The organism is Pseudohongiella nitratireducens (genome assembly GCF_001642735.1).
GTDB lineage: Bacteria > Pseudomonadota > Gammaproteobacteria > Pseudomonadales > Pseudohongiellaceae > Pseudohongiella > Pseudohongiella nitratireducens.
Genome location: NZ_LWHM01000012.1, coordinates 1 through 12,649, shown reverse-complemented (window position 1 = coordinate 12,649; position 12,649 = coordinate 1). Strand labels below are relative to the sequence as shown.

Sequence of the window (12,649 nt, the reverse complement as noted above, 5' to 3'; positions counted from 1 at the left end):
CGCCTCCGGGCACCAGATACATAAAAGCCTCGCACTAGCGGGGCTTTTTTGTGTCTGAAACTCGGAGGCTAGATAAAAATCCTGTAAGCTCGACTGAGCACTAAGCGTTCATAAAAAGCGGGAGAAAACATCCATGTTCGCCAAAGCACTGTTATTTACAACTGCTACGCTTTTATTGTTGAGCGTCCCGCACCTTACCTATAGCCAAAACCAGTTCACTGGGGTCGACCTTTCCATTGAGCATGTCTCTGGCAACGTTTATATGGTTCAGCGGCCAGGTGGAGGTGGAAACATAGGCGCCATGGTTGGCCCTGAAGGCGTACTGCTGGTGGACTCCCTGTTTGCACCTCTTTCGGACAAGCTCGTCGCTGCCGTTCAGCAGGTCAGTGACGCTGATATTCGCTTCCTGATCAACACTCACATTCATATCGACCACATCGGCGGCAACCAGCATTTGGCGGAAATGGGTGTACTTATATTTGCATCCGACAATACACGCCACCGGTTTCTTGAACAGCGGAACCGATTCCCCAGAAACGGCGGTACATTTGTGCCTCCACAATCGGAATCAGCAAGACCCGTTGTGACATTCAATGACAGACTTAGCTTTCACCTCAACGGCGAGGAAGTTCAGGCGTTTTTAGTCCCACCAGCGCACACAGATGGAGATATCTTTGTTTATTTTCCACAGTCCGATGTCCTTCATCTGGGCGATGTATACCGAACGACCAGCTACCCGATTATTGATGTGTATAACGGTGGAAGTCTGTCAGGTACCATTGAAGCTATCAACATGGCCATCGAGATTGCCGGTCCTGAAACCAAAATCATTCCTGGACACGGCCTGGCAGTCGTTGGGCGCGAGACACTCGTGGCATTCCGAGATATGATCCTCGACATACAAGCACAAGTATTGGGTATGATCCGGGAAGGAAAAAAGCTGGATGAAGTAATAGCAGCACGCCCCACTGCTGATTATGACACGGAATGGACCAATGACCCTGGCTGGGGAGTGGAAGATTTCGTTCCGGTCATTTACTACGAATTAGGTGGCTCCGGACGTATGGAAGATCGCTGATTCTCAAGCAACACTATCCCAGCTTCAGCTTATCGAGGTATTCCTTCAATACAATCGCGTGATTTCGAGAGTTATCCTTAGCCGCATAAAGCAGCGTCACCTTGTCCTGTTTTTGCTCTTCCAAAAGCGCCTCTGCCTGCGCTTTACATTGCGCCAACTCATGCAGGTAGGCATTTCTGAATGCCGGCCATCGTCCCACCGGGTCTTCGTGGAACCAATTGCGAAGATCCGAGCTGGGTGTGACCTCTTTATACCAGGCATCCATAACCAGCTGGTCCTTTCGAACCCCACGAGGCCATAATTTATCGATCAGGACACGAGCGCCGTCGTTATCATGCGGCTCTTCATAAACACGTTTCACAGCCACTTGTACCATCCTGCCCTCCTGATTTTCTCAACTGCTGGTGACATACAGGCTTTCGTGATAATTTAACCTCATGTTGATACGATCGCTAACACGAAATTTTACATTTTTGTCTACCGCACGGCAGGCAACTGTCGTTATCGCCTTAGTCATTTAAGGGCGATTAAGCACGACTCTGCCTTAATTGCCCCATCACCCCCAACGTATTGCTCGATCGCCCCTTAACGAATTCTCGCCAGCCGTTGCCTGTGACTATCCTAGGCCGCGGCTCTGGCGCTGATTGCCGTCTACGGTATAAAAACAGGTAAATAACACATGTTAACGAAACCCGGAATTGTGATTTCTACAACCGATTATGACCGCCTCTATATTATGCTGGACAAACTGCCCAGCACCGAAGCGACTGTCCGCCTGGCAGATGAGCTGGAACGGGCCGAAATTCTCGATCCAGCGAAGATGCCACCCAATGTCGTGACCATGCACGCGACTGTCATGTTCACGCTGCTATCCACACAAAAATCATTTACCTACAAACTTGTTTACCCTCAGGAGGCAAGATCAGCTGAGCTGTTATCAATTCTGACGCCTGTGGGCAGCGCACTGATTGGTTTGTCAGTTGGGCAGGAAATAGAGTGGCCGCTGGAGCGCAACAGAAGCACACTGGTTCGTATAGACAAGGTTGTGCAATAGTCGCCATTACGATGATAGATAGACACAAGTGCCTGTGGCTACTAAGGCACCCGCGCTTCTTTCACCACCAGGTCCACCGGCTCCGATGCAGGGTTGTATAACACATAGCCCTGCCCCGGCGCTGACCAGTCCCCCGGTGTAAGCAATTCAGCAGTGACACCGTCTTTGCGTTCGACATGCACCCGCCCTTCAGAGGAAACCTGCACCACAAACGCCGGATTCACATGCTCGATTTCGCTGCTGCGCTCACCGGGCTGGAGGGTGATACGCCAGGCTCTGAACCAGTCATTCTCCAGTTCAGCTTCTGATGGCAACCCACTCGGCAAATCGTCGATACCGGTACTAGCCGGCTCGGCGAAACTGGCCAGGGCAACAATGCGAAACAGCCCTGGCCCCTCATTGGTCACCCGGTGCGTGTAGGACTCCTCCACATATCGGGTGGCACTGGACAAGCGTCCGCCTAAAAGGCCTTCGCCATTACTGATAAAGGTATAGAGAATGGGATTGTCGTGCGTGTGCGGCAGTGTGGTATCACCAGGGTTAATCTGAATATCCAGCAAGCGGATATTTTGCTGCTGATATACGGTGCGATGGCGAGGCTCATCCAGAATATGCACCACCCGCACCGGATCAGTCAGTCCGGCAAAATCTTCCGGCTCGCCTTCGGTCAGTTGCGCACTGGCCACAGAGGCCCCAAGTGTGTGGCATAACAGTATGGCCAGCAGAAATGACGCATGGGTTTTCATGGGACTGCCCTCTTTTTTTGGTTTTTATTCTTGGTTTGCTTTTATATAAATCATCTTAGCAGCTTCCTGATAACGCTAACACCGCAGCTAACTCCGCTCTTGCTATGCACTCTCCGTTCTAGCTACGCACTAACACTTTACTACAGGAATATCAGACCAGCGCGTGGTATAACGCGGCGACATGTATTCTCGCCGCATCGACCATTTCGGCTCAATCCCCGCTCCAGCCAACTGAACGGTTTGCTTGCCGTAACGGTGATTGATGTTATCCATGACAGTCATCAAGGCACGGGACCTCTCTGTTTGCTGCGGGTTAAACAGATCCACCTGCTCATAAGTTTGCGTTCTCACATCCAGCAGACCAATACCGCACTTTTTGTAGCGCAACCCCGGCTGATACAGTTCGGCAATGGCCTGCTGCCCCACCTGGGAAATCTGCCGGGTATCATTGCTCAGGTGCGGCAAGGCTTTCACCACCTGACGATTAAAATAGCCAACCTGCCTATCAAAGCTCTCCAGGTAGACCCAGATATTCTGCGTCAGCCCCTGCTGCATTCTCAGCTTCTCGCAGGCGCGACTGGCATAACTGGCAATCGCCTGCTGCAGCTCATCCAGTCGGGTGATTTTATATGAGAAACTGCGGGTACAAACGATCTCTTTACGTGGCGCCGGCTCCAGATCCAGGTCCAGACAGGGGTGGCCGTTCAGCTCACTGATCGTTCGTTCAAGCACGACACTGAATTTCTTCCGAAGCCACTTTTTCTCAGCCCTGGCCAGTTGCAGTGCATTATGAATATTCAGCATTTTCAACCGTTCACTGAGCCGGCTACCGATACCCCATATTTCCTTTGTAGGTATGCGCGCCAGCAACCACTCCCACTTCTGCGGCGTATCCAGCACACAAACCCCGTTAAGGCGGGGAATTTTCTTGGCGGCACGATTGGCCAGTTTGGCCAGCGTTTTAGTCGGCGCCATACCCACACACACCGGCATACGAACATCCCGCCAGAGCATGTCCTTTATTGCTGTACCGTGAGCCTGATAATCCTTTGCTCTGACCTGCAGGAATGCTTCATCAATGGAATACACTTCCAGCGCAGCAGCATAAGGTGCCAGTGCAGCCATGACACGGGCGGAAATATCGCCATAGAGCTCATAATTGGAAGAGAACACATGGCACCCCAATTGTTCGACCCTGGCTTTAACCTGAAAAAAAGGCACCAGCTCCGGGATATTCAGGGTCTTGGCGACCCGATCTCGGGAAATGATGCAGCCGTCATTATTGGACAACACCAGCACGGGCTGATCATCCAGGTCCGGGCGGAAAATTTTTTCACAGGAAGCATAGAAGGTGTTGCAGTCCACCAGGGCAAACAGGTGATTCATTTGTTGGCCCTGAAATCACGGATGGCGTGCGTGACCACACCGAAGATTTCTACCTGACTTTCAGCCTCCAGCCGGATCGGTGGATAGGACGGGTTCCTGGCCAGCAGGGCCGGACGCGGTTTTAACGCCAGTTCTTTGACCGTGAACTCACCATCAACAATGGCAATCACAATGTCGCCATGCCGGGCGGCAAGCGACTTGTCGACCACCAGCACATCACCCGGGAAAATGCCCACGCCGCGCATACTGTCGCCTGCTGCGCGCACATAGAATGTGGCCGACGGATGACGTACACACAACTCATTGAGGTCCAGGGTTTTCTCAATATAATCCTGGGCCGGAGACGGGAAGCCGGCAGAGACTTTCTCAAGCTGCAGCGGCAACAGTTTCCTGGCGAAAACGCCAGCTTGTGCGATCAGTTGGGAGTTCATGATTTTACGGGACAATAATGCTGTATTTATATACAGTATCAGATAGACGGAATCATGAAAAGAAAAATGGCTCGCCTATCTCATTCCACTGACTGGGCTTATCAATGCGCACCACTCGCTGCGTCACACTCACAGCCGGTTTGAGCAATGGCTCAAACGACGCCACATGACTGTTACCAGGGTCCAGCCAGCGCTGTATCAGGTCAGCATCATCCCAGGGCAGCATAAGCGGCATGGATTGCGGATGAATATCCCGCCACTGTGCTAGCGGGCCCAGCGTGATAATGCTGGCCCCGGTGACCACTTCACCGGTACTGGTATTAACGTACTCCTGGCATAAGCCGCCAAAGGCAATCGCCTGCCCCTGCAATTCAATTTTATGGTAAGTCTTGCGGTCACCCAGCCCCTCCACAAACGCACTGGCCGGAATCAGACAGCGTGATTGGCGGTAGGGTTTGTAACCCAGGTAGCGTTCTTCGTGCAGACGTGCTGCTCGCGAATTAAACGAGGTTACCCTGGGGTTAGGTTTGCCATGCTGGTCCAGCTTCAACCACCAGATGGCATCAGCAACATAGCGCCCCGCCTCATTCGCCCGAACAATGGAAATCACCGAGGCGGGCGAAATATCCCGGGAGAACCTGAAATCGTCAGCATCTATCTCGAGTGATTCGCCAAGCGCATGCACTTCCTCACTGTCCAGGAGGTTGAATCTGCCACACATAATGTCCTGCCCGTAAAATGTCGTGAAAAATAAAACCGCCGCCCCCTTTCAATTAATCGCAGTACCGGCCTGGAGAACCTGAACCCCGCTGTTCTCCTGTGCCAGCCCGGTGTTCAAATACTCTCGCATGTCTTGCCGCTGCGCCGCCTCTTCCGCAAAGGAACTCTCCAGGAACGCATAGACAGCCAACCGGGTCAACATCTGTTGCTGCCCCGGCCGCATCGCACGATTGAAGTTTTCGTTAGGACAAGGCTCTGACACGGTATTGGAAATACCAATCGCAGCATCAGGTGTCAGAATCGTTTCTGGACGTCCCTCACCACCATTTTCCAGACCGGACAGCAGCATGGGACAAACCAGCGCGTCCGGATGATCAAACCAGCGCAGGAAGGTACTGGCGATGGTGACAAACCCAACATGACTGCCACCATCCAGTGTCGCCAACAAACTGTTATCGACCTTTTCGGGCATCGGTTCTGCATTCATGTCATAAGGCACGATGGCATCATCAGTGCCCGCGACCATGAGAAAGGGGTTATCGCTGGTTTGAAAAAACTCACGTTCAAGCATCGCACTGGGTCCGGCAATTGAGACGGCGGTGCGAATACGCTCGTCACGCTCAGTCTGGTGATAAGCAACCAGCTGTGTGGTCAGACCACCCAGAGATAAGCCCACTGCCGCAATACGCTCAGGATCAATCAAGCCCTGCAGACTGTCTCCGGCGCTCGTATTTCTCGTCAACAACGCATCAATCACAAAGGACACATCACCTGCCTGGTTAATGACATCGGTGACAATGGGCCCACCCGGAGCTGCGCCGTTACTCAGCGGGTAATTTACCGCGACGACCACGTAACCTTTGGGTACCAGAAAATCGACCATGTAATCTGCTTCATCGACCGACGACATATAACCATGGCTATAAACCACGAGCGGGAAAGGTCCCGCTTCAGTCTCATCCGGGTACCAGACATAGCCCTCCAGCAAACGTGAATCGCTACCTTCGTAAGTACCATTGGCCATGGTGGGTCGACTGTTATCTGTCAGCGCAATCGCTTCACTGCTAACACCCAGGCTGCCTGGTTCATAAAGCGATGCACTCTGCTCCCCCTGCGGTTCCGGTAAATCCGGATTAAGCACATACACTGCGACAATACCCACAATGACAATGATGCTTAGCAACAGGTTTCTCAGTAGTCTCATGGCGATACCATCCTAGTTCTTGTTATTGACGGTGAATTGATGCAATCCAATAGATACCGTATACACCTTAGGGGTGCAATCGTTGGTCGACCAGCGTTGATAAAAATGCCACCACCCGAACATCCCACGCATTCAACTGGGGTTATTGTGCCTCCTCTCTCTCCTTGCGGCGCGCGCCGGCCAAGGCTCCGGCCAGTGAATAATTACCCTCATGACAGGCATATTCGTGAATTTGGCTGCCTTCCTCCATGCGACGCATGGGCACTTCTGCTGTCCAGAGCTGACCGTAAACTTGCGGGTCATTCATCGTCACCCGATAAATTATCTGCCCCTCAATGTCATAGCGGAATGTCTCTGTGGTTGTCAGTTCGGCCGATGAGCCACGAAAGGATTGCTGCGGGTGCACATTTCGAGTCTCGACAACCAGCGTATCGCCTTGCCAATAACCGATGGAATCCCCCATCCAGCGATATAGCGCGGGATCAAGGTGCTCGTCACCCATGCGGACAATACGGACATCATTCACCATTTCCGCCATGATCATCACATAGTCATCGGTTTGTACGATCTGGTAATTGCTGTTGTAGGACATCGGCAACATAGGGGGGCCCGCTGTCGAAAGCACCGACAACAGACAGCGCTCACCGGTCGGCCGCACTTCGGGTCCGGCATAGGCATCCAGCCCGGTTCTGGCCAATGCCTGCGAGACAAAATCTCTGCCTCGACCATTTTCTGCGTAAGGTATCCGGCCATCTGGCGGGTCAATGATCAGCGACGTCCGGAATTCACCATCGACTCGTGCCACATAGCCGGTAGAGAAATACCAGTCAGCTTCCAGCGCAATCGGCGCGCCTTTCGGTGGTGGCCCTCGATCCGGATCCAGGAATCCGCTTTCAGCATCTGTCAAATCGGTCAGCCCGGCAGCGGACCCTGGCCGCCATGCACCCGCCTCTTCTACCGTCATTGTCTGACGTCCGGCAAACTGCTCCGGCCGCTCTACGGGCGTCTCTGTCTCGTTAGTCCAATACCCCTGAAAGTCCGGCCTGCCATTAGCCAGCCTGGGAATCTCAGCCTGCGCCTGCGTTATCATCAAACCTGACGCAAGAAAGACCGTCACTGCCATGTGGCATAACGGTAAACACCTGATTCGTCTCATTGACCACCTCATCTCAGTTCGTTGGACGATCAGAATTTTATACAGCTTTCAGAGGGCTGGCTTTCCCAATTTGTCACAAAACGTCTCGATCACCCGCTTGTTGATACAAGTCAAAATTGCACCAAGGAGATCTTTGCACCGGGTTCGCCCTGCATAAGCAGAGCACAATCTCTAGCACTTTCGGGAACCTGGTAATCGGCATCGGGGCTCAAAGCCACATTATAACTACCCACACCGCAACGTAATTGAGCTCGCTCCATAAACTCATGCCCTTCAGTGATACCGAACCCGCGCTTAAATAACGGCAACAACCAGGCCCCCGTTTCCGATAGCTGGCCATTCACTGCATAGACCTGGTCGCTGTTTTGAATACCTTCCACCCGCTCAAATACGTCAACAAACCTTTCTGAAACATCATTTGGCAGGAAATAATCGTTATGTGTTTCAACCACATTTCCAGTATAAGCCAAAGATCTGTACAGATGTATGATCTGTTCACTGAGAGGCATCTCTTGCTCAAGCCCTAACTGAAAACGTCCAAGACTCAACAGTGCAAACTCATAGTTTCCCCGAATTCGACGCTGCCCCATTCTTTCAAGGATCGCAGATGCAGTGTCGAATTCCTCTTCATTCAGGGCATTGCTGAAAGCATTAAAGTCTTTAGCAAAATCCGGACTGCCGACCATCCCACCTGAGGCTAATATATGTTGCTGCCGGAATGCAGATGCGACTGGCTCACCATTGAGTTTCGCAGGTGCAAACACTGCGTCATCCATTGAATGCCGAACTTCATTTTCAAACACCGCCAAACCCGATGAATCCAATATGACGAAATCATCGATTTTGCCATCTGCACCCACCATGTAACTCGATATGAGCCAACCCTCTTGTAATCGGGAAATTGACATTTGAGGCCTGCCTTGCTGAGTATATTTTGCGGTTTCATAATCTTCAGCGTCTGGATTATCCTGAGCTAGACTGGTATGAGTACAAAACATCATGAGAAGTGCGCTGCATATACAATATTTAAAATTGTTCTTTTGCTTTCCCATCAGAATCAAGCAGTGCGCTGAAAACGAATACACCTTTATCCCTCTGCTTTTTACAATTATGGGTATCATCATACAACAACGGCGAGCCACATCTCTGTGACTCGCCGTTGATTTTAAGGGTTTGATCCGTTGTATCAGAAAGATTTACGGATACCGACCTCAAAAGTACGACCCAGCGGGTTACCAATACGGGGATCGTAACCAAACTCCTGACGTGAGGCAGGTGGCTCTTCATCCGTAATGTTCACGATAGAGGCCGTGAAGCTGGCCCACTCATGATCCCAGACCCAGTGCAAGTCGCCAGCAACCCAGGCTCCTGGGTCTACACCGTAGTACGAAGCCTCAAACGGGCTGGAGGTACCTGGTTGAACACCACTTGGCACGAGACTCGCCTCATTGATGCTGCCGTCGTCATTGTAGTAGCGCTCATCTTTCACGCCATCAATATAACCTAGCACAAAGCGAAGATTATGATCTCCAAAGCCATAGTTGACGTTCAGGTTAGCACGCCATTCAGGGGCTGACTGCGCCACTGTAGCGAAGTTGAGCGTACCCAGGCGTTCATCACCCGGATCCAACTGGTAACCATCCAGAACGGTTTCGCTGAACTCAAAGGTTTCCACCTTCGTCAGTGTCAGGCCCAAACGGATATCACCAGCAAAAGCCGGGAAGCTATAGTTGGCTTGTACATCAAAGCCCGCTGTATGCTGACCAGGACCATTGCCGTACTCCGTTGTAATACTGGAGAAGTCATTGGCTGTTGTTACGCCCTGCTCACAAGCACCACCATTAAAAGTGATACGATTAATCAATGGGTGAGAGCAATCCGCCAACGCCGTACGGTCAGTGGGTACACTACCTGAGCCGGAAGGAGCAATTGAGAAAACGGAGTCAGCAATGGTGTTTGCTGAAGCCAGCAGGCCCAACTCGTCTTCGGTTTCAATATCAAAGTAATCAATGATCAACTGGAAGTCATGGCTGGCATCAAAGCCCTGCGATTGCCAGATAGCACCTGTGCCCCAGACTGTCGCTGTTTCAGGCTCAATACCTGTCGCTGTGACAGTGGTAGCACCACGCCAGTCACCACCGGCAATGGTATAGCTGTTGACGCCCACATTAACCTCACCAGGGTTAACACCCGCACCGGGTGCCTGATAGTTGGTACCATAAGAACCTCGGAACGACAGGTTATCAGTCAGTTCATATTTACCAGACACCTTGTACACAGTCGCATCCAGGTCACCGCTGAAACGCTCATGACGAGCAGCTACTGCCATAAAGAAGTTATCCAGTACGGGCAGGTTAAATTCAACAAAGGCTGACTCTTGTTTCTGCGAGGTGGAGTCTGGCTCATCCGTACCAAAGAAGAAGAACGGGCCAGGTCCATCAGGTGTACACCCCAGATACTCCGGATCATCTGTATCCAGAGGACGCTGATCCGGCCAGAAGCAGGGCGTTTGTCCGTTATAAATGGGATCCGGATTTGTCTCCCGGTTTTGACTGTCACGGAACTGGAAGCCACCGCCCCAGGCAATGCTGCCACCGCCCAGCTCGATACCGGTATCCCCACTGAAAACCAGATCAACTGTCACATTCCAGTCGGTTGTTTCACCGTAACGATCATTAAAGACCCACTCTCTTAACGCTTGCGGGTTAGCCCCATTCGGATCGTAACTGGGGTTTGCCAACCCAAACTCTGGCTGACTGGCAAAATTGCTGGCAAAGGGGTTCCAGTACATACAGTCACCAACACCGGCCATAGCTGGGTTTTGTGTACCCAGACGATCCGGATTCAGGTCGTTCGCCTCACAATCAGGCCCGCCAAATCCGTACAGCGCTTCCTGCATACGTGCGCCCATGATATCCGGGGCAGTGCTGCGCAGATCCACCTGGTTGTACGTCACAGCGAAATCCCAACCAATGCCATTATTCAGCTCACCAGTGAAGCCGGTTGATACATGCCAATAACGGTTATCATGCGAGTTGGGTGTACTGTGCAAACCATCTTGAGCAAAGGTGTCATTACCACCGTGCGCAAAAGCACGGTAAGTAATTGGCGTATAACCCTGAGTGAGTCCATATAGTGGGTTATCAGCCCACCCTGTCCGCTGAGCAAACTCAGCCACATACGGGTTATTCGCTGGCACATACAGCTGGTAGGTCAACCCCGAGGTTTGTGCCGGACCGCGCACGACTGGCTGAGAGGGAGAGCCGTAAGCTTCCGGTGTATGAACCCGGCTCCAGGCGGTGCGCGCATAAAACTCCAGAGAGTCTGACACGTCGGTCGTAAACTGACCAAACAGCCGGAAGATGTCATTGTCTTCCACGATGTTGTAATACGGAATATAGTTATAGTTACAGGTATAAGCATTGACGTACACACCACCAACGGCTTCACATGATTCCTGGGTGAAATCTGAAACCAGACCCAGTGGCGAGCCCCACTCTGAGTTGGCAGTAAAACCAGGCTCAGCCGGCAAACCAGCGCGTGGCACATAGCCTGCCAGGTTGGTCAAGCCTGACCAGGGTGCCGGGTTAACACCGTAAGGCAAGCTGGCAAAATCACGCTCTTTGGTCTGCAGCCGGGATCGATGATCCCATTCTGCCGCTACCAGAATATTGCTCGACTCAATATTCCAACCAGCCTTGGCATTGACATTCCAGTCCCCATCACTGTCAAAGCCCCCCTTGTATGAGCTGCCCAGCTCAAAACCTTCATAGGAATTATCCGTAATAAAGTTCACCACCCCGCCGGTTGCATCCGCACCATAGGTTACCGCTGCACCATCCTTGAGGATTTCAACGCGCGAAGTGACAGTAGAAGGGAAGATCGAAGAGTTCTGTGGGGTTCGACGACCATTGAACAGTGTCAGTGTTTTATCCGAACCAATACCGCGAAGGTTGAAGCTGACGTTACCGGTATTGCCGGATCCGCCGAAGTAGTATGCTTCACCAGTGATTGGACCACCTGCGGTCAAGGTCTTGGCAAACTCCAGTGCAGAGGGACTGCCAGTTTCCAACAGCTCGGCGGCGTTAAATACCTCAACGGGCAAAGCCTGATCCACAGGGGTCCCCCGGATCAATGACCCTGTGACAATCACTTCTTCGATTTCGGTTTCGGTTTCGGATTCTGCATTCTGAGCGATTGCAGGTAGGGAAGTTGCACTGGTCAGCATTACTGCCAGAGTTATTGTCAAATCTGGTGTTCAGACATTTGATCAAGCGACTTTCTGGTCAGCTGTTATCACCTCTTCACCATCCTTGAACTTCACACCCTGGACCACCTTGGCCAGGTAATTAAACCCGCGCTGCTTGCGCCACTTCTTCTGGGCACATTCCCCCAACTTGTAGATCATGTGCAACATACCGTCTCGACTTAGACAGCCCTTTGATCGCTTCGTCCGGTGACGGATCGTACCGAATGTCGACTCGATAGGATTGGTCGTTCTCAAACTCTGCCAGTGCTTGGCAGGAAAATCATAAAACGCCATCAGTTCATCACGATCTTTGTGTAAACACTGCACCGCTTTCGGATACTTTGGCTCGTACATGCACTCAAACTTCTCAAAAGCCGCCTCGGCTTCATTTCGCGTGGCCGCCTGCCAGATATCATGAAGCGCCTGCTTCATCTTCGCTTGTACTGACTTGGGGGCCGTGTTCAGCACATTGGCTGTTTTGTGCATCCAGCACCGTTGCTGCCGGGTCGCACCGTACACCTCATCCAACGCCGACCAAAACCCCATCGCTCCGTCACCAACGGCCAGCTTGGGTGTATTCATTCCCCTGGCTTTCAGATCAAGCAACACCTCACGCCAACTCTGT

Annotated in this window: 12 protein-coding genes; 2 read left to right on the top strand and 10 right to left on the bottom strand. The window is 52.0% G+C overall.

Annotated features, from left to right (window positions below; genetic code table 11):
• Positions 1 to 133: 133 nt before the first annotated feature.
• Positions 134 to 1,078, top strand: coding sequence for an MBL fold metallo-hydrolase (locus tag PSCS_RS04800; RefSeq protein WP_068810664.1), 945 nt, complete (start codon positions 134 to 136; stop codon positions 1,076 to 1,078).
• Positions 1,079 to 1,091: 13 nt separating this feature from the next.
• Here the strand turns inward: PSCS_RS04800 and PSCS_RS04795 are convergent, their stop codons facing one another.
• The gene (locus PSCS_RS04795; RefSeq protein ID WP_068810663.1) at positions 1,092 to 1,454 is read right to left on the bottom strand and encodes a DUF488 domain-containing protein; all 363 of its coding nucleotides are present in this window, start codon (positions 1,452 to 1,454) and stop codon (positions 1,092 to 1,094) included.
• Positions 1,455 to 1,757: 303 nt separating this feature from the next.
• Between PSCS_RS04795 and rnk the strand changes: the two genes are divergently transcribed.
• Positions 1,758 to 2,132: a nucleoside diphosphate kinase regulator gene (rnk, locus tag PSCS_RS04790; RefSeq protein ID WP_068810662.1), complete on the top strand. Its 375-nt coding sequence runs from the start codon at positions 1,758 to 1,760 to the stop codon at positions 2,130 to 2,132.
• Positions 2,133 to 2,173: 41 nt separating this feature from the next.
• On the opposite strand, the gene PSCS_RS04785 is transcribed toward rnk, so the two are convergent.
• The 9 genes from PSCS_RS04785 to PSCS_RS04745 form a co-directional block, all read right to left on the bottom strand.
• Entirely contained in the window at positions 2,174 to 2,878 is a 705-nt protein-coding gene (locus PSCS_RS04785) for a hypothetical protein (RefSeq protein ID WP_068810661.1), read from the bottom strand.
• Positions 2,879 to 3,007: 129 nt separating this feature from the next.
• Entirely contained in the window at positions 3,008 to 4,264 is a 1,257-nt protein-coding gene (locus PSCS_RS04780; protein ID WP_229694578.1) for a DUF4113 domain-containing protein, read from the bottom strand.
• Positions 4,261 to 4,695 (bottom strand): translesion error-prone DNA polymerase V autoproteolytic subunit, encoded by a 435-nt coding sequence (gene umuD / locus PSCS_RS04775; protein WP_068810660.1) that lies wholly within the window; start codon positions 4,693 to 4,695, stop codon positions 4,261 to 4,263. The genes PSCS_RS04780 and umuD overlap by 4 nt, the downstream gene beginning before the upstream one ends.
• A 52-nt stretch (positions 4,696 to 4,747) precedes the next feature.
• Positions 4,748 to 5,416 (bottom strand): SOS response-associated peptidase family protein, encoded by a 669-nt coding sequence (locus tag PSCS_RS04770; RefSeq protein WP_068810659.1) that lies wholly within the window; start codon positions 5,414 to 5,416, stop codon positions 4,748 to 4,750.
• Positions 5,417 to 5,464: 48 nt separating this feature from the next.
• A complete protein-coding gene (locus tag PSCS_RS04765; RefSeq protein WP_068810658.1) occupies positions 5,465 to 6,619 on the bottom strand; it encodes an alpha/beta hydrolase family protein in 1,155 nt (384 codons plus the stop codon).
• Positions 6,620 to 6,761: 142 nt separating this feature from the next.
• Positions 6,762 to 7,775, bottom strand: coding sequence for a hypothetical protein (locus PSCS_RS04760; RefSeq protein WP_157885625.1), 1,014 nt, complete (start codon positions 7,773 to 7,775; stop codon positions 6,762 to 6,764).
• Positions 7,776 to 7,885: 110 nt separating this feature from the next.
• Positions 7,886 to 8,827: an energy transducer TonB gene (locus PSCS_RS04755; protein WP_232790080.1), complete on the bottom strand. Its 942-nt coding sequence runs from the start codon at positions 8,825 to 8,827 to the stop codon at positions 7,886 to 7,888.
• A gap of 134 nt (positions 8,828 to 8,961) precedes the next feature.
• Positions 8,962 to 12,003: a TonB-dependent receptor gene (locus PSCS_RS04750; protein ID WP_068810655.1), complete on the bottom strand. Its 3,042-nt coding sequence runs from the start codon at positions 12,001 to 12,003 to the stop codon at positions 8,962 to 8,964.
• Positions 12,004 to 12,045: 42 nt separating this feature from the next.
• On the bottom strand, positions 12,046 to 12,649 hold a 604-nt coding region (locus tag PSCS_RS04745; RefSeq protein WP_157885624.1), incomplete at its 5' end, for an IS256 family transposase.